This window comes from Amycolatopsis jejuensis, assembly GCF_000717335.1.
Taxonomy (GTDB): domain Bacteria; phylum Actinomycetota; class Actinomycetes; order Mycobacteriales; family Pseudonocardiaceae; genus Amycolatopsis; species Amycolatopsis jejuensis.
Genome location: NZ_JNYZ01000001.1, coordinates 251,066 through 276,275, shown reverse-complemented (window position 1 = coordinate 276,275; position 25,210 = coordinate 251,066). Strand labels below are relative to the sequence as shown.

Here is a 25,210-nt window from a genome sequence, read left to right as displayed (position 1 = left end):
TACTCACCGTCGTCATCGGATCGCCGGGATCGGCAGCTCGAGGACGTTCGCGCCGCGCAGGGGCGGTACGGCGTCCGGGTCGACGTGGACATCGAGGACGGTGGTGGTGGCCGCGTCGAGCGCAGTCGCCAGTGCGTCGTGCAGATCGGCCGGCTCGGTGACGACCACCCCGATGGCTCCGGCCGCTTGCGCGACGGCGGCGTGGTCGACCGGAGCGAAGTCGACCGCAGTCGTCGTCTCGCCGAAGGTCAGCAGTTCGGTGTGCCGCTGGGCGCCGAGGACCGCGTTGTTGAGTACCACGACGGTCACCGCGATCTTCTCCCGCACTGCAGTTTCGATCTCGGACCACCCGTGCGCGAACCCGCCGTCGCCGACGAGAGCCAGCACCCGTTGCCCGGGCCGGGCGAGCTTGGCGCCCATGGCGAGCGGCAATCCCCAGCCGAGCCCGGCGATCCCGCGGGGAAGCAGGAAGCGCTGGCCCGCGCGACGGGCGGTGAGCAGCGCCGCCACCCAGGACGACGAGTAGCTGGCGTCCGCGGTGACGATGTCGTCGGGCCGCAGCAATGCGTCGATTTCCGCCAGCACTCGCTCCGGGGCGATCGGCGTGCCCTCCGGCTCGGCACTCCGGACGGCCGAGGTGCGGTGGAGCTCCCGGCCGATCTTGATCCGGGTCTCGAATGCCGTCGAGAATTCCTGCCTGCGGGTCAGATCGCGAAGCTGCAGCTCGTCGGTGAGGTCGGTCAGCGCCGACTGCGCGTCGCCGACGAGCCGGACTGCTTCGTAGTTGCGGCCGATCTCGACGCCGTCGACGTCGATGTGGAGGTACGTGGCATCCGCCGAAGTCAGGTCCCAGCCGTCGGTCCCGTTCTCATTGGTTCTGGTGCCGGCCAGGAGCACCACGTCGGCTTCGGCGAGAAGCCGCCGGTAGTGATGGGCTCGGCCACGCTCGCCCGTCAGGTTGGCCACGACGCCCAGGCTCAGCGGTCCGGTCTCGTCGACGGCGCCTTTGCCCATGCTGGTGGTCGCCACGGGAAGGCGCGCGACGTGCTGAAGCCGGGCCAGCGCCGTCGCCGCACCTGACGCGTGGATTCCGCCGCCGGCGATCACGACCGGAGCCCGGGCGGCGGCCAGCAGGTCGGCCGCGCGGGTGACGGCGGCGCGCGCCGGTCGCGGCCGGTCGAGGGGGAAGGTGCCGAGATCGGCCGTGCGGGGAAAGGCGTTCTGCTCCGCCGGGAGGTGGAGCACGTCCTTCGGCAGGAGCAGGACCACGGGCCCCGGACGTCCGCTGTTCGCGGCTGTGACAGCGAGGTCGACCGCGTCGGCGGCGCGGGATGGCGCGTCGATCCGCCGCGTCCACTTCGAAACCGCGGAGAACAGCGCGACGTGATCCATCTCCTGGAAAGCGTTGCGGTCACGGTGCGCCGCGGGCACGTCCTGGACCAGGACGAGCATGGGGATCGACGCCTTGAGCGCTTCGGCCATCGGGGCGACCGCGAGTGCTGCGGCAGGTCCATTTTGGACAGCGAGGACGGAAATCCGGTTGGCCGCCCTCGCATAGCCGTCGGCCATCACGCCACCGGCATTCTCGGTCCGGTACAGGATCTGGCGAATCCCCCGGCGCTCCGCGGCAAGCAGCAGCGCCGTGGGGTTGCTCTGCCCGAAGATCACCTCGGCGCCGTGGCGGCGCAAGGTGGCAGCGATGACGTCGGCGACCGTGTTGACCATGAGGCTCCCCTCGTGACTGACCCGCCCAGGCTATTCAGATTCCGAAACTCATGTCAAATATTGAATTTCGTTATTTGAAATCGATGTCAGATATTGACATCTCGCGGCGGCCTGGGTAGCTTGCCCGTCGGGTGGGCCGTCCTCCGCCGGAATGTCCTTGCCCCGACGACGAAGGAGACCTCGTGCTCGACACTGGTGAGCCACACCTCTTCCCGGTGCTGTGCCTGCACTCGCTGTTCCTCGACCCGCGTGCGTTCGACGGGCTGGCGGAAGCCGGGCGAGGTCGTTTCCGGTTCGTCGCCCCGGACCTGCCCGGTCAGGCGGGCCGGGTCGGGGAAGCCGATTCGACGATCACGATGGACGAGGTCGCCGAGGACGTGCTGGGGCTGGCCGGCGATCTCGGCCTCACCCGGATCGCGCTGGTCGGGCAGAGCATGGGGGGCGACGTCGCGGTCCGCATCGCGGCCCGCGTGCCCGGGCTCGTCGAACGCCTGGTGCTCATGGGGTCGTCGGCCTGCGCGGAGTCGCCGGACAACGCTGCCGCCTTCGGCGCGATGGCGGATTCCGTTGCGGCGCAAGGATTCGAGGATCAAACCGTCGACGAGCTGATGGGGATTCTCTTCGCCCGCTCCGTGCTCGACGACCCGGCGCGGCACGATGTGCACGTCGTCTGGCGCACCCGGCTCACCGAGCTCGAACCCCGGCTCGTGCACGCCGCCAGGGGAGTGGTGGAGCGCCCTGATGTGACGTCTCTGCTGCCCTTGATCAGCGCGCCGACCCTGATCGTGTCCGGGGTGGAGGATCTCGTCCGCCCGGCGGCGTGGTCGGACGAGATGTTCGACGCCATTCCCGATGCCGAGCTGTGGCGGATCAAGGGCGCGGGGCACAGTCCGCTGATCGAAGCCCCGGACCGGGTCATCGCCCGGGTGCTCGACTTCCTGCTCGGTGCCGGGCGGCCGGCCACCCCCGTGGAGGCGTGACCACCGGTGCCTGCGGTATTCGTCCACGGCAATCCCGAGACGGCGGCGATCTGGGATCCGCTGCTCCTCGAACTCGTCCACCTGGTGCCCGGGAACAAGCTGATCTGCTTGTCGCCACCGGGTTTCGGGGCCCGCTTGCCCGCCGGTTTCGGCGCGACCGTCCACGAGTACCGGGACTGGCTGATTGCCGCACTGGAGGCCATCGGGGAACCGGTCGACCTCGTCGGGCACGACTGGGGTGGCCTGCACGTGCTGAATGTGGCGCTGTCCCGGCCGGACCTCCTGCGGAGCTGGGCGAGTGACACGGTGGGGATCTTCCACCCGGACTACGTGTGGCACGAGCTGGCGCTGCGCTGGCAGACGCCGGGGGCAGGCGAAGCCGATGTCGCCGTGCGGTTCCACGCACCTGCCGGGTTGCGCGTCGCCCGTCTTGCCGCGGCCGGGATGAGCAAACGGGTGGCCGAGCAGGTCGTGCCGGCGCACGACGAAGCCATGGGCCGCGCCATTCTTGCGCTCTACCGTTCTGCCGCACAGCCGGTGATGGCGGAGCTCGGCCGGTCCCTGGAGCGCGCGGCACAGCGGCCGGGCCTGGCGTTTCTGGCCACCGAAGACCGGATGGTCGGGACCGATCGGCAGCGGCGGAGCGCGGCGCGGCAGGCCGGTGCCCGGGTCGAAGTCCTGGACGGGCTCGGGCATTGGTGGATGACCCAGGACCCGGCGGGGGCCGCCCGTGCGCTCGCCGCCTTCTGGCAGCAGGTCGGTTTTCTTCCATGACAAAGAATGGAGTACTTGAGATGTCCATTGCGCTGGTGAACCCGGATGGGCTGCCGGAGGTCGACGCCTATCGGCAGGTCGCGGTCGCGACCGGGTCACGGATGGTTTTCCTGGCCGGTCAGGTCGCCTGGGACGAGGACGGCAAGGTCGTCGGTGAAGGTGACCTGGCGGCGCAGATCGAGCAGTGTTACGTCAATGTCGGTGCGGCGCTGGCAGGTGTCGGCGCGAGCTTCGCGGACGTGGCGAAGATGACCCTTTACGTCGTCGGCTGGAGCCCGGAAAAGATGCCGTCGCTGATGGACGGGATCGGCCGGGCGGCGGCGAAACTGGGCTTCGCCGTGCCGGGGGCACCGGGCACGTTGATCGGGGTCGCGGCGCTGGACATCCCGGAGCACCTGGTCGAGGTGGAAGCGATCGCGGTACTGGACTGAGGTTGCAAAGATTAGGCGAGAGGGCGAGCGGCCCGGCGGGAGCGCTCGCGCTGCGGGTCGTGCTGGTCGCGGCCCGCAGCGCAGGGGACGGCGAGGCTGATCCCGATCAGTGCCGCGCACGTCGACAGCTGTCTCTACCACGGGCCGTCGAGTCTGGACTTCGTCCGGCGGTTCGCCTACCGGGGGCGTCCGGGTCCGGGTCCCGGACGACGCTCAACGTCGGCTTGATGGAGGCGTACACCGGGCTCGGTTGCCTGCCGACGTTGTCCCGGTGCACGTTCGGATGCACTGCCGCATCGACGAGGATCTCCTGCGTGCGCTGCTCGGGTACCACGTCAGCGGCAGGTGTGGCACTGCGATCCCGGCGCTGAACGCACTGCAGCCGATCCCGGTCGACGACGACAGGGGCAGAGCGTTCGGCGACTGCGTCAACCGGTACCCTTCTGGGCGGGGTCAGCCTCGGCACCCCGCACCTGTCCGCGGCCCAGCTGACCGTCCTCGCCGACGACCTGGCCGGGCGCACGATGAAGGTGCCGACTTACGCCACGACCAGCCGGTCCGCGGCGTCGGGCGTCACGGTTGTCCTCGACACCTGCATTCACGGCCCGGCAAAGGTGATCGACCCCGAGGGGCCGATGATGACCAACTCGGCGAAATGGGCTTACTACGCGCCCGCGCACCTCGGGTACGACGTCGTACTGGCCGGGCGGCGCGACTGCGTGGAAAGCGCGGTCCGCGGCACGATCGTCCTGGAGTCCGCGCATGGGTGACGCGCCATTGTGGGCGGCCGGGCAGCTGCTCGTCGGCGGACCGGCATCCGGCGACCTCGTCGCGCTGGCCGAACCGATCAGCTTCTGGGGCGGGGTCGACGAGAACACCGGCCGGATCATCGATCCGCACCACTCGCAGCGTGGCACGGAACTGGCGGACGTCGCGCTGCTTACCGGCGTGAGCCGCGGGTCCAGCTCGTCGGCGAGCACGCTGCTCGAATGCGTGCGCCGGCGCACCGCGCCGTCGATGCTGCTCCTCGACCCGGACCCGATCCTGATCATCGGCGCGGCCGCGGCGTGGGAACTGTACGGCCGTGGTCCGTCTGTGGTTCTGCTCGCCGAACGCCCGACCCGGGCCGGGGCGCTGCACCTGACGCTGAATTCCGACGGCCGCCTCTATGCCGGAGGCGGCTGGTGATGCCGGTGGCGAAACCCAGGCACAGTCCCTGAATTGCGTCCGGTGGGCGATCCCGGAGCACGGGCAGAGCGGCCGCACGAGGATCGCATCCGGTCCGACGTCGTGGGTGGCGCACCACCGGTGGTATCCGGCGATCGGGCGGGTCCACTCCCATGGCATATCCAGCACGGTCACCCGCGCGCACCGGCGGCGGCGAGGTGGTCGAGCAGATCGGTGACCGATGTGGTCGGTGTCCGGGGCGACCTGGCGGGGCAGGCAGCCGCTCGCGTCGCGGACGAGGGCGACTGCGGGGATTCCGGCTGTCTTCCTGGCGATCGAGGACCGACCCTCGTTGCGCCTGTGGATCGCCCGCTGGCGACCGGAAACTGCCTGAACCGCTGTCTCCCGCACCGGCAGCGAACATGATCCGGGGCGGGCTCCGGCTGCGACGCGCATCCGCAGGGCAGCCGGACTGACCCTGGCGCGGCCCGGCTGGCGGATCGCGGGCGGAGACCTGCACGATGGACCGATTCGCGCCAGGTGCCCCGGGAGGCCGACGATGGAACTGCACCAGCTGGAGTACTTTCTCGCCGTCGTCGACCACGGTGGGTTCAACCGGGCGGCCGAGGCGCTCCACCTGGCGCAGCCGTCGTTGTCGCAGGCGATCCGGCGGCTCGAATCGTCGGTGGGGACGCCGCTGTTCGAGCGCAGCAAGCGGGGGACGGTGCTCAACGACGCCGGGCGGTCCCTGGTCGACCCGGCGCGGCAGGTGCTCCGGAGCGTGGCGACCGCGCGGCAGGCGGTGTCCGCCGACGCGGCCGACCTCGCGGGCACCGTCGAGCTGGCCGGAAGCCCGGCGGCGACGCTGACTCCGCTGCCGCAGGTGATCCGGGAGCTGCAACGGCATCATCCGCGGGTCGTGGTGCGGATCCAGCAGTCCGTCACGACCGCCGAGGTCATCAAGAAAGTCCGGACCGGGCTGTGCGAGGTCGGCCTCGTCGCCGGGCCGGACGGCGGCGAGATTCCGGGGGTCCGGCGCATCCGGCTCGGCCGGACCGAGGTGATCCTGGCGATCCCGCCGCAGGTGGACCCACCGGCGGCGGGCCGCGTGCGGATGGAGACGCTGGACGGTGCCCGGTTCATCGTCGGGCCGGCCGGGAGCCAGGTCCGCGAGCTCTACGAAACTCTGGTGCAGAGCGGGATCGGGCTGGTCAAGGTGGTGGAGGCAGCGCACCGGGAGAGCGTTCTGCCGATGGTGCACGCCGGGGTTGGCTATGCCTTTCTGCCGCAGGCTTGGGCGCCCATCGCCGCCGGGGTCGGAGTGCAGGTGCGACGGCTCGACCCGCCGCAGCCGTACGGCATGTGGGCGATGGCCAGGACCGGGCCGATGACCCCGGCCGCACAGGCATTTCTCACTGCCGCCGAAAGGCTCGCGCTGCGCGCGGACGATGACGGCTGACAGTCTCCGCCTATGACCGGAGAGGAAACACCTCGTGGACGACGGTCTCCTCGGCTGAAAGGCTCGATGCGTGCGCAGGTCCGCCTGCACCGCGCAAGACCGCTCGAGGAGACGCACTATGCCGATGCGACCGAACATCCTGCTGATCACCGCGGATCAGCACCGGGCCGACGTACTGGGGGTGGAGGGGCGGAAAGTCTCGACGCCGCACCTCGACCGGCTCGCCGGGTCCGGGGCACGGTTCACCTCCTGCGTCACGCCGAGCCCGGTCTGCCAGCCCGCGCGGGCCTCCGTGCTGACCGGGTTGCTTCCGCTCACCCACGGGGTCTGGGACAACGGCGTCGAGCTCGACGAGGCGGTGGCCGACCGCGGGTTCGCCGGGGTGCTGGGGCGAGCCGGTTATCGCACCGGGCTGTTCGGCAAGGCGCATTTTTCGAACTACCTGCCTTTCGGTCCCTCGGACCGCCCCGAGGCGAAATCGGGGAGCGTGCACTACGGCGCAGAATGGTCCGGCCCGTACATGGGGTTCGAGCAGGTCGAGCTCGCGGTGATGCCGCACAACCTCGACGCGCCGTTGCGGCCGCCGGGCGGTTTGCATTACGAACGCTGGCTTGCCGCCCAAGCGGGGCAGCAGGAAATCGACGACCTGGTGTTCCGGAATCTCGACCCGGACGTCACGGCGGCGCAAACCTGGACGTCCGCCCTTCCCGCGGCGTGGCATTCCAGTACCTGGGTCGCCGACCGCACCATTTCCTTCCTCCGGGACTGCGCCGAGGAACCCTTCGCCGCCTGGGCTTCGTTCCCCGACCCGCACCACCCCTTCGACTGCCCCGAGCCGTGGAGCAGCCTGCACGACCCCGCCGAAGTCGACCTGCCGCCGCACCGCGGCCGGGATTTCGAGCGACGGCCGTGGTGGCACGAACAGTCGCAGCTGAACGAACCGGCGATGGACAACGCCGAACTGGTCGATCTCCGCAAGAACTACTCGCGGATCTCCGAACAGCCGGACGACCAGCTGCGGCAGCTGATCGCCAACTACTACGGCATGGTCTCGCTGATCGACCACAACGTGGGCCGGATCCTCGCCGAACTCGCCGCCACCGGTGCGCTGGAGAACACGTATGTCGTGTACACCTCGGACCACGGTGACTGGCTGGGCGACCACGGCTTGGTGCTCAAGGGGCCGATGCTGTACGAGGGGCTCTGGCGGGTCCCGCTGCTGATGTCCGGACCCACGGTTCCGGCCGGTGCGGTGGTCGAAGACCCGGTGTCGACCGTCGATCTCGCCGGGACCTTCCTGGACTGGGCCGCGGTACCGGCCCAACAGGCCCTGCATTCCCAGCCGCTTCAACCGGTTCTCGACGGCGCGGCCCGGTCCCACGCACTCGGCGAGTGGACCCTGCATCCGTCGCGCTGCGGAGTCGAGCTCGACCTGCGCGCGGTGCGGACCACGACGCACAAACTGGTCGTCGACCGCATTTCCGGCGCTGCGGAACTTTACGATCTCGCCGCCGACCCCCACGAGATGGTCAACCTGGCGGAGTCCCCGGAGCACAAACCCGTCCGCGAGGACCTGGAGAACCTCCTCGCGACCCGGCCCGGCGACCACCTCGACGAGCTTCCCGAACCCACCGGCACCGCCTGAGCCGGATCGAGCCCACGCAACGACGCGAGAGGACGACCACCGATGTCCGAACTTCCAGTGCCGCCCGGCGACCCGCTCGCCGGTCACTATGTCCGTGCCCTCGAACCGGTGGCGGTCCGGCCCGGCACCACCGCGCTGATCTGCATCGACCTGCAGAACTTCGACGCCGACCCGGCCGGCGGGCTTTTCGCGGGCGAACCCGATCCTTTTCCGGAGTACTTCGCCGCGCTCGAAACCACGGTGCTGCCCAACGTGCGCCGGCTGCAGGACGGGTTCCGGTCCGCCGGCGCCGAGGTGATCCACACCCGGATCCGCAGCCAGGTGGCCGACGGGCGCGACCGCGGGCTGCGGCACCGGCAGCGGGGCATGCTCATCCCGCCGGACAGCCGCGACGCCGAGTTCGTCGCCGCGGTGGCGCCGGTGCCGGGCGAGCTGGTGTTCGACAAGACCACGTCCGGCATGTTCGCGGGTACGGCGGTCGAGGCGACGCTCCGGCGGATCGGGGTCACGACACTGGTTTTCACCGGTGTCGCGCTGACCAACTGTGTCGAGACGTCGGTCCGCGAGGCGGCCGACCGGGACTTCGACTGCGTCCTCGTCCCCGACGCCACCGCTGCGTTCAGCAAGGAGATGTACGACGCGTCGTTGCGGGTGCTGGGTGATTCCTACGCCCGGCTCGCCACCACCGGCGAGATTCTCGGGCAGCTCGGCTCGCGGCCGGCGCCAGGACGAACGGCGGTACCGAAGTGACTGCCGGACACCACACCGACGACGGACGGTTCACGTCCCGGCAACGGTACATCGTCATCACCGCACTGCTCGGCCTCTTCATCGACGGCTTCGACATCCTCATCGTCTCCGGGGCCCTGCTCGGGCTCGTGCCGGCGATGGGACTGAGCCCGGGGCAGGTCGGACTGGTGAGTGCGGGCGCGTTCGCCGGCATGGTCGCCGGTTCCCTCGCGTCCGGGCCGCTGACCGACCGGTTCGGCCGCCGGATCGTCTTCTTCGGGGACATGCTGCTCTTCATCGTCAGCTCGGCGTTGATGTTCTTCGCCGAAACCCCTGCGCAGCTGATCGTTCTCCGGGTGCTCGCCGGGGTGGCGATCGGTGCCGACATGCCCGCGGCACTGGCCATGATCGCCGAATTCTCCCCGCGCGCCCGGCGGGGTACGGTGCTGGCGCTGGGCAACGCGTTCTGGCCGGCCGGATTCGTGGTCGCCGGGGCGCTCTCGATCGTGGTGTACCAGTTCGCCGACCCGGCGCAGGCCTGGCGCTACCTGCTGATGACCCCGCTCGTTCCCGCAGCGGTACTGGTCTTTCTCCGCCGCGAGGTCCCGGAGAGCCCGCGGTGGCTGCTCAGCCGGGGACGGACCGAGGAAGCCCACCGGGTCTTCGAGGAATGCGGTTTCCCTGCTGCGGTCGGGGAAACTCCGCCACCAACGGGGTCCCGGCCGGGTCTCTCTTCGCTGCTGCGCCGGGGACGGCCCCGGACCCTGCTCCTTCTGGTCTCGGCATTCTGGCTCGTCAGCAACATCGTCGGATCGGCGATCCTGATCTACACGCCGACCGTGATCAAGACCGTGGCGAAGGGCGGCGTCTTCACCCCGCTGGTTTTCGCGACGGTGGTGAATGTCGTGGTCGTCGTGGTGAATGTCGCGACGAGCCTGTGGGTGGTGGACCGGGCGGGCCGCCGTCCGCTGGCAATCGTCCCGAGCGTCGTGGTGGCCTTCGCGCTGATCGCGGTCGCGGCGGCGAGCGGGAACCCGATCGTGATCGCGACCGGGTTCGCCGTGGTGTCGATTGCGACGTCCGGCATGCTCGCCGGGGTCTACTACGCGTGGGGCAGCGAGCTGTTCGCCACCGGGATCCGGGGACGCTCGCTGGCCATCACCAACGCCATCGGCAAGCTCGGCAGCGTGGCCGGGGTCGCGCTCTTCCCGACGCTCTTCATCGCGGCGCCCGCGATTTCCTTTGCGGTGCTTGCCGTGGTCGTCTTCGCGGTCGTCGCCGCACTCATCCGGTGGGCACCCGAGACCAAGGGGCGGTCACTGGACGAACTTGAGTACCTCGGTGCCGGGGAGATACCGGTCGAACCAGCCGGTGATCCGTTCCAGCCGGTGGACCCGGGCCCTCGGCGGGCCGCTGGCCGAGAATGAGTGCGGCCCGCCGTCGAACACGAGCAGCTCGGTTTCGGTGCCGTGGGCGCGGAGGCCGTGGTAGTACCGCTGGGCCTGCTCGACCGGTGTCCGGAGGTCGTTGCGGTAGGCGATGATCAGCGACGGGGTCCGCACGTTCTTCGCCAGCCGCAGCGGCGAGCACCGCGCCCAGTCCTCGGGGTTCGCGCCGACGAGTTCGGTGATCTGGTGGCCGATGTCGCTCGTGGCGACCATCGAGTCCCAGGAATAGATACCGCACTCGGGGACGGCGGCGCGGAACAGCTCCGGGCGGGTGGCGCTGAGCCAGGCAGTCATGAACCCGCCGTACGACCGGCCGGTGACCCCGACCCTCGACCCGTCGACCTCCGGCCGGTCGGTGGCCATTCCGAGTGCGGTCAGCAGGTCGTCCACGTCGCAGGTGCCGAGGCGGCCGTTGATTGCGGTCGCGTGCGACTGTCCGTACCCCGCCGAGCCCCGCGGGTTGGCCATGAGCACCGCATATCCGCGTCCGCACAGCACTTGCGCGTCGATGTCGAGACAATGGCCGACCTGGGTGTCCGGGCCGCCGTGGACGAGCAGCACGAGCGGCACCGGGCCGCGGGCGGCTGGCGGCAGGTACAGCCAGCAGTGCACCTGCCCGGCCCACAGTTCTTCGGGAGCCACCGTGAGGTCGTGGTACGCGTCCGCGAAGTGGGTGATCCGTGCGGTGGTTCCGTTCTGGGCGCTCGCATAGAGGTCACCGGCGGAGATGGCGGTGGCCAGCACGGCGCTTACCGTGCCGTTGTGTGCGTCGTGCGAGAGGACCTGTGCTCCGTGCCGGGACGGGGCAACCGGCGTATCCGGATCGTGGGCCGCGGACACGAGCAGGGTGGAGCCGTGCCGGTGAGCGGCCACGAGCGGTTCGTCGGCCGGGGCCAGCGGGCGCAGCTGTGGATCGTCGAGGTCGACCGGCTCGGGGTCCGTCAGCGAGTGGAGCTGCGCATCCTCGGACAGCGGTACCTGGAGCAGCGAAACGTTGCGGCCACGGGTGCGGTAGCCGTGCGCCGGGTCCATGCCGAGGAAGTGCAGGATGGTGCCGTCGGAGCTGAAGGTGGGCAGGCTTGCGTGGGGCAGGCCGGTCGCCGGAACAGACTCGGAGCCATCGCCGAGGTGGTAGCGGACGAGTTCCTGCAGCATCGGGTCGCCCGCGCACGGCCGGACGGCAACCACGGAAGTGCCGTCGGGATGCCAGCTGGCATCCCAGTGGTCTCGGTGCCCGTCGCTGACCCGGACTGCTTCCGGCGAATGGGGGACGGTGAACAGGTGCACGGTCGCGTCGCTGAGGAACCCGCGTCCGTCCATGAGGTAATGCCCGCGGGCCGCCCGATGCCAGGCGCCGGGCTCGGTGTTCGGGACCAGCGCCGGGTACAGGATCCGGGTGCCGTCGGGGGACCAGGCCGGTGGGGTGGTGCCGCGCAGATGCCGGTCGCTGACGGCGAATCCCAGCGGGTACGGCTTCGAGTCGAGCACCTCGATGACTCCGCCGGGAAGGTCCGCGACACACAGCTCGGTCACCGCGGCCTGGTCACCGTTGCGGTAGAACGCGATCTTGGACCCGTCGGGGGAGAACGACGGTGCCCATGCGTCCGTGCCGGTGTCCAGGGGCGTCGCGTCGTGCGTTCCCGAAGCCGGGGCCAGCCACAGCCGCCGGTGGTAGCCGTGTTCGTGGGGCGTCCGGGTCTCGTAGCAGACCTGCGTCCCGTCGGGGCTCAGGGCGTGCGTGGAAATGTCGGTCACGAGCAGGAGATCGCTGGGCTGCATGGGGTTACGCCTCGGCGTTCATGGTTTCGGCCTGGTGCCAGCGGACCAGGGGAGCGGTGAGCAGGCGCATGGCTTGCACGGCCGCGGTCGAGATGAGCACGAGCAGCAGCAGGACCGCCAGGAACTTGTCGAGTTCGAACGCGTTGGAGTACGTCGTCAGCAAGACCCCGAGTCCTGCTTTCCCGCCGATGATCTCACCGGACACCGCCCCGAGGAAGGAGTAGACGAGCGAGAGTTCCAGCCCGGCCAGGAGGGTCGGCAGCGCCGCGGGAAGCATGAACCACAGCACCTGTTGCCGCCAGGAGACGCCGAGGCTCCCGGCGAGCAGTTCGAAGTCGGCGTTGGGCTGGGTGAATCCGGCGATGGTCGTGGTGAGCATGACGAAGAAGACGAAGCTGACGACCAGCGCGATCTTTCCGGACGGCCCGAGCCCGAACCAGAGGATGAAGAGCGGGGCCAGCGCAACGCGCGGCAGGCTGTTGGCGGCGGTGATGAGCGGGGAGACCGCCCGGTGCAGCGCACGGATGCGGCTCAGCACCACGCCCACGAGGAACCCGGACGTCACCGCCAGCGCGAACCCGACGATCGTCTCGACCAAGGTGGTGTACAGGTGGATGGTCACGGTCGAGGTGCCGAACTGGGCCACGAACTCGCGCAGCGTACCGCCGGGGGTGCCGACGAAGGTCGGGTCGACGAGTCCCCAGGAAACGGCCGCCTGCCAGACCGCGACGAACACCGCGACGAGGCCGATCCGCAACGCCCATACCCGTCCGGAACCGGCTGTCCGGCGGGCGCGCACCGAGCCGGGCTCTCGTGTCCTGACGTCACTCATGGCTTCATCTCCGCGGAAATGTCGGACCAGATCTCTTCGAACAGTTCGCCGAACCTGGGTTCGGCGCGCAGCTCCACAGCGTTGCGAGGGCGGGGGAAACCGACCGGGTACTCCTTGATGACGTGCCCGGGGCGCTGGGAGAAGACGACCACGCGGTCGGCGAGGGTGATGGCTTCGCCGATGTCATGGGTGACCACGAGCATGGTGCCGTCGAATTGTTCGAGGAGCTCCAGGAGGTGCTGCTGCATCAAGAGCCGGGTCTGCGCGTCGAGTGCGGCGAACGGTTCGTCCAGTAGCAGGAACGACGGCTCGGTCACCAGGGTCCGGGCCAGCGCCACGCGCTGCCGCATCCCTTGCGAGAGCTGGGATCGGTACCGGTCGGCGGCATCGCCGAGCCCGACGCGCTCCAGCGCCGCTTGGGCCCGCTCACGGCGTTCGGCCTTCTTCATCCCGCGCACTTGCAGGGCAAGCTCCACGTTGCCGCGCGCGGTCCGCCACGGCAGGAGTGCGTCCCGCGCCAGCGCGTACGCCGCGTCCGGGCGCCCCCGGCGGGGAGGTTCGCCGCGCACCAGCACCTCACCCGAGGTGTAGCCCTGCAGACCGGCGACGATGTTGAGGAACGTGGTCTTGCCGGACCCGCTGGGTCCGACGAGCGCGACGAACTCGCCCTTCCGCACGTCGAGCGACACGCCGCTGATAATGGGCAGGTCGTGGCCGGGCACGGTGAGCCCGACGTCGTGCGCGTGCACGGCAGGCTGCCCGGCGGTGTCCCGGGCAGTTTCCTTGGAGTGGCTGAGAAATTGCGTCATTTCTTGCCTGCCGATACTTGCGCACGGACATCCCCGGCGTTCTGCGCGACGCCGTCGGCCAGGAGCTTCGCCACGTCCAGGTGCTGCTTGGTGATGCCGTTGTCCGCGTCGAACCGGAGCCAGGTGGCGAGGTCGTTCCGCGGAAAGACCGAGGTGAGGACGTCGAGCTGGCTGCTTGCGTACTCCTCGCGCTCGGCGGCGGGCGCTCCGTCCCCGAGCTGGCGGCCGATGAACCCGACCGCCGCGGCGCGGTTCGCGGGATCGTGGACCCAGGCGTCGGCCCGCGCGATCGCTCCCTGGATCTTGGTGACCTGCTCGCCGTGCCCCTTCACCCACGACGCTTTGGCCCACATGCCGACCTGGGCGATCCCGCAGGGGGAAACACCCGCCGGACACGATTGCGGGGTCCGCAGGTCCACCACCGGGACCGTCCCGGGGCGCAGGACCCGCTGGATCTGCGGCCCGGTGACCAGCGCGGCGTCGACCCGGCCGGCCAGCAGCGCCTTGTCGACCGAGGCGCCGGCCGCGACGAAGTCGACGGAGTCCGGCGCCATCCCGGCCGCCTTCAGCAGCATTTCGACCAGCCGCTGGGTCGTCGAGCTGAGCGCGGTGACGGCGACCTTCTTGCCCTTCAACGCGCGAACGGACGCCGGGAATTTCTCCGATCCGATCACGTTCTTCGTGGCGGCCAGCATTCCCACCGTGCGGGTCTGGCCTGCCACGAGCTGGAGGTCGGTGCCCTTGTCCACCATCGGGGTGAACACCTCGGGTGCGTTGGTGGCCACGTCGACGCTGCCGGAAGCGAGTGCCGTCGCCGCGCCGGGCCCGGCCTCGACGGTGGTGAGCTCGACGTCGAGGCCGGCGTCGGTGAAGAACCCTTGCTGGGCCGCGATTTCGATGAGGGTGCTCACGCCGGTCCCGGGTTGTACGGAGAGGGTGACCGGGTCCTTTCCGGAGCTGCCTGCAGTGCAGCCGGACACCAGCACTGCGGTGGCGAGCGTTCCCGCGGCGAGCCGGAACGCGAAACGGCGGTGTCGGTTCATCGGGAACTCCCATCCGCGGAACGGAGGTCGACGAACAGGGGACTGCTCCAGGCGCGGTGCCCGTCCTCCTGGGTGACCCGGACCAGCCAGGCATTGCCGCCCGCGCGATGGCGGGACGGGGTGAGGGCAGTTTCGACGTCCGCCGGGGACGACGGCTCCGGGAGCCAGCACACCTCGACCGCGCGGTCGACCCCGCCGTCGAGTGCGTACTCCACCGGATCCGGTCCCAGCTCGGCCATCGGGACGGTCAGGTCGACGTCACCGGCGTGGAGACGGATGTCCTCGGGTACCTCGTCGAAGGTGAGGATCAGGCCGTCGTGGTCCCCGTTCGTCGAGCTGCGCCACGACACGGTTTCGTTGTCCTGCTTGACGATGCCGTGGTCGGGATGGTCGAAGGCCCATTCGGTGGCGCTCGTGATACGGGCACCGCGGACGTGCAGGGTGCCGTCCCAGTTCTGGACCCGGTTGCGGTAGCGGCTGCGGGCACCTCGCCAGGACACGCGCAGGCGCCCGCCGCGGATACCCGGGCCAGGCCGCCAGGTGTCCACGACCCCGCCGGCATCCATCAGGTCGATCCGTTCGATCCCGCTCGTGCCGTGCACGGTGACGTCGAACCGCGGCGGCTGGTCCGACGGCGCGTCCCAGGCGTCGCCCATGCGGTGGCCGCCGTGGCGGACGTCGAGGACGATCCGTTCTCCGGTGGTCGCATAGCAGTGCCGTTGTTCGAGTGCGCGGAGGATCCCGGTCCGGGTGAGGTCGCCGCCCCGGACGGCGGCGAGCCCGCTGCGGACGCCGAAGAGGGGCAGGCTCGGGAAGCTCGCCCCTGGCCGCCCGGAGTGGTCGTCACTCGCGCCCACGAACCCGACCCGGTGGCCCAGCCGGAGTGCGTCGAGTGCGAACCACTCGAACCAGCCGTGCACGGACACGATCTCCAGCACCGGGGTGACCGCGGGGTCGATCTGGGCCAGGTCCGCGACGCGGCCGCCGACGTGGGCGACACAGATGGCGTGGATCCCGTCGCGCCGCAGGGTTTTCGCGACGTCGCCGATGGTGCGGCGGTCGGTTCCGTCCTCCGGGCTGTCCTGGACCAGCGCCCGGCTGGACCGCAGCAGCGGCGCGTGCTGGTTGTCGGCGTAGAGCACGTTGTGGTCGCCGCCGACCGGCGTGTTGCCGGACCACTCGAATCCGGCGAAGGCCACGAACGTCCCAGCGGCGGTGAACCGGTCGGTGGTGCGCAGTACTTCGGCGTAGAAGGCGTCCTCGACCTGGAAGTCGTTCGCGCTGTGCGTGACGAAGTCCAGCGCGGCCGCATCCTTGGCGTAGTGGAAGAAGTCGTCCAGCGAGCCGGAGCCCACGGTTTCCCCGGTCTGTCCCTGGGTGTCTCCCCAGCGGAGGGGCATTTCGCGGCCGACCACCAGGGGATTGGTCTCGGTGGTCAGCCCCGAGCCGGGATGGTCGACCCGCAGGCGGAGCACCCCGCTCGCCGAGATCGGTACTTCGACGCGAGTCATGCCGTCCACGAGGGTGCCGGTGGCGACCACCGCACCGCCGGCACGGACCGTCAGCGCGCCGGAGACCTGGGCCGCCACATTGCCGTAACGGTCGATTGCCCGGACGGACACGGCGGCCGATTCCCCTTGGCGGGCTTGGGAAGGCGCGATCGCCACGAGGGCCGTGGCCGGACCGGCGACGACCGGGTGCCCGGTGCTGCCCGGGACGTCGTAGTAGACGTTGGTCGCGAACGGGTCGACCATCACCCTGATCGTGGCCGCCGGTTCGCGATAGCTCTGGACCGCCGCGCCGGGGCTGCCTTGGCCGGTGTCCCCGATGACGACCTCGATGATGTCGCCGGGAGCGAGCGGACCGTCCTCGACGTCCACCGCGATGCCTTTCACCCACGGCCGGGTGTGCAGTTTGGTGGCGTAGCGGGCGCGGACCCGGGCGGTGCCCGAAGTGCGGACGGTCGTGTAGTCCGGCCCCGAGGGGCGGGTGAACTGGGGGACTCCCCGGTCCGACGGGATCGGGAAGAGCAGTTTCAGCCCGCCACCGTCGTCCATCCCGTACGGACCCACTTCGTAGCGCACTGTCCACGTCGCGAACCCACCGGCCACGACCGGGTCGGCGGGGGTGAGCGCGACCCGTCCCACCTGCCCGGACGGCCAGGGCTGTGCTCGGCTCGTGGTGAGCGCGCGAGCCGCATCCACGCTGCTTGTCATTCGTGCCTCCTTGCAGTGGAGCCCAGTAGACAGCCGGTCCGGGATAACGTCTAATGCCGTTTGGTAGGCCTGTGCATAACCGGTGGGTATTACGAGAGGTGCGTCGTGGAGCGGTATCAGATGAGCTACCTGGTGGCGCTGGTGGAGCATCGCAACGTCACCAGGGCCGCGGCCGCGATGAAGGTGTCCCAGCCCGCGGTCACGCGAGCCATCCGGCGGCTCGAACGGGAATGCGGTTCGGCGCTCTTCCGCCGCACCAGCACGGGCCTGATCCCCACCGAGCTGGCCGAGGAAATGGCGGCGCGGTCCCGCGTCGTGCTGCGGGAGATCGAGGCACTGACGTCACTGGCGGCCGGCGTCCGCGGGGTCGCCGGACGGGTCTCGGTGGCGGTGACGTCCGCCCCGTCGATCGAACCGCTCGTCCCCATCATCAAGTCCTTGCAGCACCGCCATCCGGGAGTCACGGTCGAGGAGGTCAGCGCGGAGAACGCGCGGCAGGTGGTCACGCAGGTCCTCTCCCGCCGCTGCGATGCGGGCATCCTCGGCCACGAGGCCCGCCCGACCGGCAAGGATCTCGTGGCGACCCAGCTCGGGGACGCCGAGATGATGTTGTTGCTGCCCCCGGATTCCGACCTCGCAGGCACCGGCAGGGTCCCCGCCCCGATGCTCCGCGGGCGGCGCTTCGTGGTGGCGCCACCGGACACCCTGATGCGGGGTCTGTTCGACCGGTTCAGCGTCGAAGTGGGTGATCTGCAGGCAGCCGTGGAGGTCGGGCACCGGGAAGCGATCCTGCCACTCGTGGTGGAAGGAATCGGGGTGTCGTTTTTGCCCAAAGCCTGGCGAAGCCTGGCCACCGCCGCCGGCGCGCACATGGTCGGCCTCGACCCGCCGGTCCGGGTCCCGCTGTGGCTGGTGCACCACCAGACGACGAGCCCACCGGTGACCGCACTGGTGGACGAGGCTCTGCGGTGGGCGGAGGGGCTCTCGAGCTGACGATGACTCGCGCGGTGCCTCCTTGCGGGCGGACGTCGCGCGAGGACCCAGCCACGATCGTCGACGAGGCACGCGGTGTGATGGTCCACGCGCGGGCTGGGTGCCGGTCGGTCTTGCCATACGAAGCTCGGACGTCAGTCCGGAAGCCGCTGCGGCACAACGGTTCCCGCTCCGACGCGGTCAAGGCCACAGGCATCGTGTTAAACGATTTCGACATCAGCGCCGCATGACCGGAGACCGGAGAGATCCGGCGACCGGCGAGGGAGGCCGGAGCCGGGAAACCCGGGACCGGGGACCGGCGATGCGGCCGGTGTGGGAGACCCGGGACCGGGGACCCGAGGATGGACGCCGGGGGCGAGATTCGGGGGCCGATGGCCCCGAATCTGGCCCAGGGGAGGCGACGGTTCACGGCACCGTCACAGATCCTGGCCATGAACCGTGGCCATGAACCGTGGCCATGAACCGTGGCCACTAACCGTGGCCACCTAAGGCCCACCCGCCCAGCACTGCGCCAGCCGCCGCACCAGTCATCGCTCCGGCCGCCCCCGTCCGGCCCCCTAGCCGCCACCCATCCGGCTCCTCCCGCCACTCCTCCCGCCGCCCCTCCAGCCCACCTCTTCGGCCGCCTGCCCAGCACTGCTCCGGCTGCCCCTCCGGTCGCCTCTTCGGCCGCCTGCCCAGCACCGCTCCGGCCGCCCCTGCGGCCGCCCCTCCAGTCACTCCTCCAGCCGCCTGCCCAGCACTGCTCCCGCCGCCTCTTCGGCCGTCCGCCCAGCACCGCTCCGCCCGCCCGCTCAGCACCGCTCCGCCCGCCCTCCATTCGCCCGTCCGGTAACCGCCCCAACCCCATCATCGCCCTCGGCGGGTCTCTCCCCGGCCTCTTGCGCACCCAGCCTTAAACGATTACGGTCTGCGTCACCAACGAATGTCCCCCCAGCAAAGAGGCTGGTCATCATGAGACTCGTGTCCTGTTCGGCGGGTTCCGCCGTTTCCTTGCGCGTCCGCCGGAGGTTGTCTGCCGTCGGCGCGGTGATGTTGTTGTTCCTTGCCGCTGCCTGTTCGGGCAGTAGTGGTGCCGCTTCGGGTGGGGGCTCGACGTGGAAGATCGGGGCCATCGTCGACCAGACCGGGCCGGGGGCTGCCGCTTATGCCGGGACTGCCCAGGTTCTGCAGGCGTGGGTCAAGCACACGAACCAGCAGGGCGGGATCAACGGCCACCAGCTCGAACTGGTCCTCAAGGATTCCAAGAGCACGCCGGCCGGGGGGCTGCAGGCGGCGGGCGAATTGGTGCGGGACAAGGTCATCGCGCTGGTCCAGGGTGGTTCGCTGGTCGCGAGCGCGTGGGCGAAACCGCTGGCCCAGGCGGGAATCCCGGTGATCTGTGGCGCACCGGCCGCGTCGCCGCCCTACGGTACCGAGAAGAACTTCTACCCGTGTGTGCCGAGCGCTGCCACGTCGACCGGCCTGATCGCGAAGGCTGCACTGCAAAGCGGGTACCGGTCGATCGGTGTCGTGGCGTGTGTCGAGGCACCGGTGTGCGGGCAGACTGCGAAGGCGATGCAGGAGTCCGGCGAAAAGGCGGGTGTCCCGGTGGTCGTGCAGTCGACCTCGCTGAGTGCACCCAGCTTTGCCGCACCGTGTCTGGCGCTCAAAGACGCCCACGCCGAACTCGTTTTCGCCATCGCCCCACCGGATACCACGTTTTCGATCATCGACTCCTGCGGCCAGCAGAACTACCGGCCCGCGTACGTCGCAGGCCAGCTGTCGAACAAGTTCCTCACGAACAGCAATCTCGGCGGGTTCGTCGGGCTGACCGAAACTGCGCCGTATTTCGCCGATCTTCCGGCGCTCAAAACCTTCCGTGACGTGATGCAGGCCGAAGCACCAGACGCCTACACCGGGCACCCGGACACGAGCGCGACAGTGTGGGCCAGCGGTGAGCTGTTCAAGCGCGCGGCCGAGACGGGCAAGCTCGCCGACGCGCCCACTGCCACGGACGTCGCTGCCGCGCTCGACAAGCTGTCCGGGGAGACCGTCGACGGCCTCACCGCTCCGCTGACTTTCACCAACGGGAACCGGACCGTGTCGTGCGGTTTCGTGGTGTCCATCAAGGACGGCAAGTTCGCCGATCCGTTCGGCACCAAGCCGGTCTGCCCGCCGGCGTCCTGACGCCGTGGTTTCCCCGACCGGGATGAGGAGTTGACCCGTGAACGAACTGCTTCCGTACCTCATCGTGGGACTGGCGACGGGCTCGGTGTATTCATTGGCCGGGGTGGGCCTGGTCCTCACCTACAAGACCTCCGGCACGTTCAATTTCGCCCATGGCGCGCTCGGAACCGCTGCGGCGTATGTCTTCTACACCCTGCACGTCGAGAACGGGCTGCCATGGCCGCTCGCCGCCTTGGTCGCGGTCGCCCTGCTGGGCCCGGCACTCGGCTTCGGTTTCGAGAGGTTCAGCCGGGGCCTGTCGCGGACGCCGATGAAGTGGCGGATCGCGGCCACGGTCGGCATTCTCGTGTCGGTACAAGCACTGTTCTCGATCCTGCACGGACCGAATGTCCGCCCGTTCGGGCACTTCCTGCCGACCTCGACCTTCCGCGTGGCCGGCGCGAACATCACCTGGGAGCAGCTGATCGTCGCGGTCACCGCGCTCGTCGCGACCATCGGGCTGTGGGGCTACTTCCGGTTGACCAGAACGGGGATCGCGATGCGTGCGCTCGTGGACGACCCCGACACCCTGGCGACCACCGGGATCAGCCCCAACACGGTGCGCCGCAGCGCCTGGGTCATCGGCTGTGCTTTCGCGACACTGTCCGGCTTGCTGCTCGCCCCGAGCGTCAACCTCGACCCGGTGGTCTTGACATTGCTCGTGGTACAGGCGTTCGGCGCGGCGGCCGTCGGCGGGTTTTCCAGCCTGCCCCTGACCTACGCGGGCGGGCTCGTGATCGGTGTCGGGACGGCGATCGCGACGAAGTACAGCGGCGCACCGGGTTCAGTGCTCGGCGGCCTGCCCCCGAGTCTTCCGTTCATCGTGCTGTTCGCGGTGCTGCTGTTCTCGCCGCGGGCCCGGCTCGCGGTGAAGGAAATGGCGGTACACCGGCGCCCACTCGCCTGGCGGGCGCCGAACCGCGCACAGCTGCTGCTGGCGGTCGTCGTGGTGGCAGTGCTGGCGCTGGCCCCGCTGTACGCCGCGGACGCGATCGACCAGTGGACGCTCATGCTCACCCAGGTGATTCTGTTCCTGTCACTGGGATTGCTCGTCCGGTCGTCGGGACAGGTTTCCCTCTCGCAGGTCACGTTCGCCGCCATCGGCGCGGTGGTGTTCTCGCGGCTGACCGTCGATGCCGGGGTGCCGTGGCTGCTGGCGCTGCTGTTGTCCGGGATTGCCGTGGTCCCGGTGGGAATCGTGCTGGCCATCCCCGCGATCCGGCACTCCGGCCTGTACCTGGCGCTGGCCACGCTCGGCTTCGGGCTGCTGGTGCAGAGCATGTTCTTCCAGACCGACCTGATGTTCCACGCCGACGGCTCCGGCCTGCAGATACCCCTCCCCGGGATTGCTGCGCTGGCGACGCCGGAGGGGTACTACTACACCGTTCTCGGCATCACCGTCGCGTGTGCGGCGCTGGTCATCCTGGTGACCCGGACGCGGCTGGGCCGTCTGCTCGGCGGGATTGCCGACTCCCCGCTGGCCTTGCGTGCCCAGGGGACGAGCACGATCGTCACGCTGGTGCTCGTGTTCTGCCTGTCGGCGTTCCTGGCGGCGCTCTCGGGTGCGCTCGGCGGCGGGGTGCTGGGAATCGTGACCGGGGCGAACTTCGATCCGTTCCAGTCGCTGGTGGCGTTGGCAGTGCTGATGATCTCCGTCGGTGGTGCGCCGTGGTACGCCCTGGTGGCCGCCGTGCCGCTGGTGCTCGGACCGGTCTATGTGGACGCTCCGGGCACGCTGCAGTACCTGCAGTTGCTGTTCGGTGCCTCGGTTGTCTTCGTGGCGCTGAACGGGCAACCTTCCCTCGCCGCGGCCCAGCGGTGGATCGACCGGCGGTTCCGGCCGCGGCGCAAGCGGGAACGCCCGCTGGTCGCGGTGGTGGAGCCGGAAAGCGAAGCCGCGGCGCTCGAGGTGCGCGGCGTGGTCGTGCGGTACGGCGGGCTCGTCGCGAACGACCGCCTTTCCTTCCGCGTGGATCCTGGCCGGGTCACCGGTCTCATCGGTCCCAACGGAGCCGGGAAGACCTCGGCGCTCAACGTGTGTTCCGGGCTGGTGCGGCCGGACCGGGGGAGGGTCGTCTATGGCGGCCGTTCGCTCCGGCGTACGGCGCTGCCCGCGCGGGCCCGGCTCGGGATCGGGCGGACGTTCCAGCACATCGAGCTGTTCGAAACCCGCACGGTACGGGAAAACCTCGAGCTCGGGTGCGAAGGTGCCATGGCCGGTGCCGGGGTGCTCAGCCAGCTGATGGTGACGCCTGCGCAACGCCGCCGGATCGATGCGCGCGTCCGCGACACGGCCGACCGGGTGGGGTTGACCCACTTGCTCGATGCCCAGGTCGGGGCGTTGTCGACCGGGCAGCGGCGGCTCGTCGAGTTCGCCCGGTGCCTGGTGGGTCCCTACCGCACGCTGCTGCTGGACGAACCGTCGAGCGGACTGGACCACCACGAGACCGCGGAGTTCGGCCGGGTGCTGCGGGAAGCCGTGTGCGACCGGGGAATCGGCGTCCTGCTGGTCGAACACGACATGAACCTGGTGATGAACGTGTGCGACAAGATCTACGTGATGGAGTTCGGTTCGGTGCTCTTCGAAGGGACGCCGGAGGAGGTCCGCGCCAGCGAGCTCGTCCGGGCGGCCTACCTCGGCGGCGAGCACGAGGAGGACGGTCTGCCCCCGGACACGTCCGCGAGTGACCCGGAGTTCGCCCGATGAGCCGCGTACGGGCGGCCCTCGCGCTGGCGGGCGTGCACGCCGGATACGGGCGGACCGAGGTGCTTCGCGGCGTGAGCCTGACCGTTCCGCCGGGCAAGATCGTCGGACTGCTGGGCGCCAACGGCGTCGGCAAGACGACGTTGCTGCGGGTGGCGGCCGCGCTCGTGCGTCCGGCGGCGGGGGAGGTCAGCCTGGGCACGGCGGACGTGACCCGGCTCGGCGCACACCAGCGTGCGCGGTCCGGGGTCTGCCTGATTCCCGAGGGCCGCGGGATTTTCCGGTCGCTCAGCGTGCGGGACAACCTCAGGATGTTCCTGCGCTCGGGCGCGGAGGCGGACCTCGGGACCGCGGTGGACGCGTTTCCCGTTCTCGGCCGCCGGATGCACCAGCGCGCCGGGACGCTTTCCGGTGGGGAACAGCAAATGCTGGCCGTCGCGAAGGCGTTTCTCTGCCGTCCGGCCGTCGTGCTGGCCGACGAGCTGTCGCTGGGCCTGGCACCGAAGGTCATCGAGGAGATCTACGCCGCGTTGCGGCTGCTGAACGACCAGGGCGTGGGATTGCTCGTGGTGGAGCAGTACGTCCAGCGGATCGTCGAACTGGCCGACTCGCTTGCCGTGCTGTCCAAGGGGCAGGTCGCGTGGTCCGGGCCGGCCGGGGAGCTCGACGAGCAGGCGTTGCTCGACAGCTATCTGGGTACGCGGGCCGATTCCGCGGGCTAGCGGGCCCGGTTTTCAGGAGGGGTGGCATGGCACAGGGTTAAACGTCATAGGCAATCGGGCCGACGGGCCCGGGCAACACTCGAACTTTCGAAAGGACGTCGTCATGAAGGTGGGCGCCTTCTTCAACTGGCAGAACACGCTGGACTGGGACCGGTTCAAGGCCCGCAGTCCCGAGCCTCCCGCGGTCCCCGACGCGCAGATCTACGACGAGGAACTCCACCTCGCCGACCTCGTCGAGCCACTCGGCTTCGACTCGTACTGGGCGGTCGACCACTACGTCACGCCGTACGGCATGACCGGTGGCGTGTTGCAGCATCTGTCCCACATCGCCGGGCGGACCAAGCGCATCGACGTCGGGTCGATGGTGCTGGTGCTGCCCTGGTACCACCCGATGCACGTGGTGCACGCGATCAGCGCACTGGACAACCAGCTGCAGGGCCGACGGCTCACACTCGGCGTCGGCCGGGGCGCGGCGGTACGCGAGTTCGACACGTTCGGCATCCCGATGGGCGACGCCCGCGACCGCTACGACGAGACGCTCGAAGTGATCATGCTTGCGCTGAGCGAGGAGTTCTTTTCCTACCAGGGCAAGCATTTCACCATCCCGCCCACGTCGGTGCGGCCGCGACTGCGCAACCCGGAGCGCATCCTGGCCGGGATCAAGTCCGGCTGGGCCAGCCCGCAGAGCCTTCCGCTGGCGGCCAACGCCGGGGTCGGCATGCTGCTCACCAACCAGAAGAGCTGGGCCGACTACCGCAAGGACGTGAGCGACTTCAACCGGATCCGGCGGGACAACGGCTGGGTCCCGCAGCAGCCGACCGTGGTGGTACGGGCGACCTGCCTGGAGGACGCGGACGAGGCGTGGCGGGTGATGTCGAAGCACGTGCTCGAGGCGCAGTACGCGAGCACCAACCACTACCAGTTCGACGACGCCGAACGATTCCGCGCGACGAAGGGGTACGAACAGTACGCGGCGGCCGCCGAGGTCAAGATCACCGATGAGCAGATGATCGAGATGGCCGCGCGCCCGCAGGCATGGGGCACGCCGGACGACGTTTACCGGCAGCTGCTGCACATCCAGGAGATGACCGGTGCGGCGGAGTTCGTCCTGACGTTCCGCTTCGGCACGATGCCGGTGGAAACCGCGGAGCGGTCGATGCGGCTGTTCGCGCAGGAAGTACTGCCGCGCTTGCAGTCTTTCGACGCCCGGCTGACTGGTGCGACGGATGGGACGGCTGGCTGAGTTAGCGGAGACAGACCTGGCCCCGGCAGGGTGGACTGCCGGGGCCAGGCCCGTTTTTCCGTGGCTGGGGGATGATCGCTCGGGTGTGCGCCCGCGGATCGCCCGCGGCAAAGACTTTGTCACCTCGCAGCCGATCGGGGCGGGTGCGTGTCCGGCCGCGTCCGGCGATGCCAGGTTCCCCCATCGCCGGGCATCAGAGAACGGCCGCTCCCGTCTGCCAGTGTGAACCGGCAGCAAATCCTCGATCAACGCCGCTGCGCCTCTGGCAGCAAACGAAACCGCGACACGACCGACAACACACCA

General features: G+C 69.9%; 19 protein-coding genes and 1 pseudogene. 14 read left to right on the top strand and 6 right to left on the bottom strand.

Going from position 1 to position 25,210, the window contains the following annotated elements:
- Positions 1 to 12: 12 nt before the first annotated feature.
- A pseudogene (locus OO71_RS01250) lies at positions 13 to 1,731 on the bottom strand (acetolactate synthase catalytic subunit); the annotation flags it as partial.
- Positions 1,732 to 1,907: 176 nt separating this feature from the next.
- Between OO71_RS01250 and OO71_RS01245 the strand changes: the two are divergent.
- The 9 genes from OO71_RS01245 to OO71_RS46925 all read left to right on the top strand — a co-directional run bounded on the left by OO71_RS01245 (position 1,908) and on the right by OO71_RS46925 (position 10,337).
- Positions 1,908 to 2,705 carry an alpha/beta fold hydrolase gene (locus OO71_RS01245; protein ID WP_051790884.1) on the top strand — a complete coding sequence of 266 codons (798 nt, stop codon included), beginning with the start codon at positions 1,908 to 1,910 and terminating at the stop codon, positions 2,703 to 2,705.
- Between the two features lie 6 nt (positions 2,706 to 2,711).
- Positions 2,712 to 3,479: an alpha/beta fold hydrolase gene (locus OO71_RS01240; protein WP_033287673.1), complete on the top strand. Its 768-nt coding sequence runs from the start codon at positions 2,712 to 2,714 to the stop codon at positions 3,477 to 3,479.
- Positions 3,480 to 3,499: 20 nt separating this feature from the next.
- The gene (locus tag OO71_RS01235; protein ID WP_033287672.1) at positions 3,500 to 3,910 is read left to right on the top strand and encodes a RidA family protein; all 411 of its coding nucleotides are present in this window, start codon (positions 3,500 to 3,502) and stop codon (positions 3,908 to 3,910) included.
- Positions 3,911 to 4,353: 443 nt separating this feature from the next.
- Entirely contained in the window at positions 4,354 to 4,680 is a 327-nt protein-coding gene (locus OO71_RS01230; protein ID WP_084144630.1) for an aconitase X, read from the top strand.
- Positions 4,673 to 5,098 carry an aconitase X swivel domain-containing protein gene (locus OO71_RS01225; RefSeq protein ID WP_051790883.1) on the top strand — a complete coding sequence of 142 codons (426 nt, stop codon included), beginning with the start codon at positions 4,673 to 4,675 and terminating at the stop codon, positions 5,096 to 5,098. The genes OO71_RS01230 and OO71_RS01225 overlap by 8 nt, the downstream gene beginning before the upstream one ends.
- Before the next feature lie 538 nt (positions 5,099 to 5,636).
- Positions 5,637 to 6,536, top strand: a complete 900-nt coding sequence (locus tag OO71_RS01220) for a LysR family transcriptional regulator (protein WP_033287670.1) — start codon at positions 5,637 to 5,639, stop codon at positions 6,534 to 6,536.
- Between the two features lie 118 nt (positions 6,537 to 6,654).
- Entirely contained in the window at positions 6,655 to 8,181 is a 1,527-nt protein-coding gene (locus OO71_RS01215; protein ID WP_211260416.1) for a sulfatase family protein, read from the top strand.
- A 42-nt stretch (positions 8,182 to 8,223) separates the two neighbouring features.
- Complete coding sequence (locus OO71_RS01210) at positions 8,224 to 8,931, top strand: cysteine hydrolase family protein (RefSeq protein WP_051790882.1); 708 nt, start codon at positions 8,224 to 8,226, stop codon at positions 8,929 to 8,931.
- On the top strand, positions 8,928 to 10,337 hold the full coding sequence (locus tag OO71_RS46925) for an MFS transporter (protein WP_051790881.1): 1,410 nt from the start codon (positions 8,928 to 8,930) through the stop codon (positions 10,335 to 10,337). Before OO71_RS01210 ends, OO71_RS46925 begins: the two co-directional genes overlap by 4 nt.
- Here OO71_RS46925 and OO71_RS01200 read toward each other — a convergent pair.
- From OO71_RS01200 to OO71_RS01180, 5 genes are read right to left on the bottom strand one after another with little or no spacing between them, the layout of a single operon-like run.
- Positions 10,227 to 12,137 (bottom strand): S9 family peptidase, encoded by a 1,911-nt coding sequence (locus tag OO71_RS01200; RefSeq protein WP_033287669.1) that lies wholly within the window; start codon positions 12,135 to 12,137, stop codon positions 10,227 to 10,229. The two genes, OO71_RS46925 and OO71_RS01200, sit on opposite strands and share 111 nt — an antisense overlap.
- Before the next feature lie 4 nt (positions 12,138 to 12,141).
- The gene (locus OO71_RS01195; RefSeq protein WP_084144629.1) at positions 12,142 to 12,969 is read right to left on the bottom strand and encodes an ABC transporter permease; all 828 of its coding nucleotides are present in this window, start codon (positions 12,967 to 12,969) and stop codon (positions 12,142 to 12,144) included.
- Positions 12,966 to 13,778, bottom strand: a complete 813-nt coding sequence (locus OO71_RS01190) for an ABC transporter ATP-binding protein (RefSeq protein ID WP_063739985.1) — start codon at positions 13,776 to 13,778, stop codon at positions 12,966 to 12,968. The genes OO71_RS01195 and OO71_RS01190 overlap by 4 nt, the downstream gene beginning before the upstream one ends.
- Positions 13,775 to 14,821 (bottom strand): ABC transporter substrate-binding protein, encoded by a 1,047-nt coding sequence (locus tag OO71_RS01185; protein WP_033287668.1) that lies wholly within the window; start codon positions 14,819 to 14,821, stop codon positions 13,775 to 13,777. Before OO71_RS01185 ends, OO71_RS01190 begins: the two co-directional genes overlap by 4 nt.
- Positions 14,818 to 17,037 (bottom strand): CehA/McbA family metallohydrolase domain-containing protein, encoded by a 2,220-nt coding sequence (locus tag OO71_RS01180; RefSeq protein ID WP_033287667.1) that lies wholly within the window; start codon positions 17,035 to 17,037, stop codon positions 14,818 to 14,820. Before OO71_RS01180 ends, OO71_RS01185 begins: the two co-directional genes overlap by 4 nt.
- Positions 17,038 to 17,142: 105 nt before the next feature.
- Here OO71_RS01180 and OO71_RS01175 point away from each other — a divergent pair, with 105 nt between their 5' ends.
- From OO71_RS01175 to OO71_RS01150, 5 genes are all read left to right on the top strand, one after another.
- Entirely contained in the window at positions 17,143 to 18,030 is an 888-nt protein-coding gene (locus OO71_RS01175; protein ID WP_063739984.1) for a LysR family transcriptional regulator, read from the top strand.
- A gap of 954 nt (positions 18,031 to 18,984) precedes the next feature.
- Entirely contained in the window at positions 18,985 to 20,199 is a 1,215-nt protein-coding gene (locus tag OO71_RS01165; protein WP_084144628.1) for an ABC transporter substrate-binding protein, read from the top strand.
- Between the two features lie 37 nt (positions 20,200 to 20,236).
- Positions 20,237 to 22,945 (top strand): branched-chain amino acid ABC transporter permease/ATP-binding protein, encoded by a 2,709-nt coding sequence (locus OO71_RS01160; RefSeq protein ID WP_051790878.1) that lies wholly within the window; start codon positions 20,237 to 20,239, stop codon positions 22,943 to 22,945.
- The gene (locus OO71_RS01155) at positions 22,942 to 23,664 is read left to right on the top strand and encodes an ABC transporter ATP-binding protein (RefSeq protein ID WP_033287664.1); all 723 of its coding nucleotides are present in this window, start codon (positions 22,942 to 22,944) and stop codon (positions 23,662 to 23,664) included. Before OO71_RS01160 ends, OO71_RS01155 begins: the two co-directional genes overlap by 4 nt.
- A gap of 103 nt (positions 23,665 to 23,767) precedes the next feature.
- A complete protein-coding gene (locus OO71_RS01150) occupies positions 23,768 to 24,907 on the top strand; it encodes an LLM class flavin-dependent oxidoreductase (RefSeq protein ID WP_033287663.1) in 1,140 nt (379 codons plus the stop codon).
- Positions 24,908 to 25,210 lie beyond the last annotated feature (303 nt).

Coding starts and splice junctions, on each gene's coding strand:
- OO71_RS01185 (WP_033287668.1), bottom strand. CDS start 14,821: ATGAACCGACACCGCCGTTTCGCGTTCCGGCTCGCCGCGGGAACGCTC.
- OO71_RS01215 (WP_211260416.1), top strand. CDS start 6,655: ATGCCGATGCGACCGAACATCCTGCTGATCACCGCGGATCAGCACCGG.
- OO71_RS01210 (WP_051790882.1), top strand. CDS start 8,224: ATGTCCGAACTTCCAGTGCCGCCCGGCGACCCGCTCGCCGGTCACTAT.
- OO71_RS01155 (WP_033287664.1), top strand. CDS start 22,942: ATGAGCCGCGTACGGGCGGCCCTCGCGCTGGCGGGCGTGCACGCCGGA.
- OO71_RS01225 (WP_051790883.1), top strand. CDS start 4,673: ATGGGTGACGCGCCATTGTGGGCGGCCGGGCAGCTGCTCGTCGGCGGA.
- OO71_RS01220 (WP_033287670.1), top strand. CDS start 5,637: ATGGAACTGCACCAGCTGGAGTACTTTCTCGCCGTCGTCGACCACGGT.
- OO71_RS01200 (WP_033287669.1), bottom strand. CDS start 12,137: ATGCAGCCCAGCGATCTCCTGCTCGTGACCGACATTTCCACGCACGCC.
- OO71_RS01190 (WP_063739985.1), bottom strand. CDS start 13,778: ATGACGCAATTTCTCAGCCACTCCAAGGAAACTGCCCGGGACACCGCC.
- OO71_RS01165 (WP_084144628.1), top strand. CDS start 18,985: ATGAGACTCGTGTCCTGTTCGGCGGGTTCCGCCGTTTCCTTGCGCGTC.
- OO71_RS01150 (WP_033287663.1), top strand. CDS start 23,768: ATGAAGGTGGGCGCCTTCTTCAACTGGCAGAACACGCTGGACTGGGAC.
- OO71_RS01180 (WP_033287667.1), bottom strand. CDS start 17,037: ATGACAAGCAGCGTGGATGCGGCTCGCGCGCTCACCACGAGCCGAGCA.
- OO71_RS01195 (WP_084144629.1), bottom strand. CDS start 12,969: ATGAGTGACGTCAGGACACGAGAGCCCGGCTCGGTGCGCGCCCGCCGG.
- OO71_RS01235 (WP_033287672.1), top strand. CDS start 3,500: ATGTCCATTGCGCTGGTGAACCCGGATGGGCTGCCGGAGGTCGACGCC.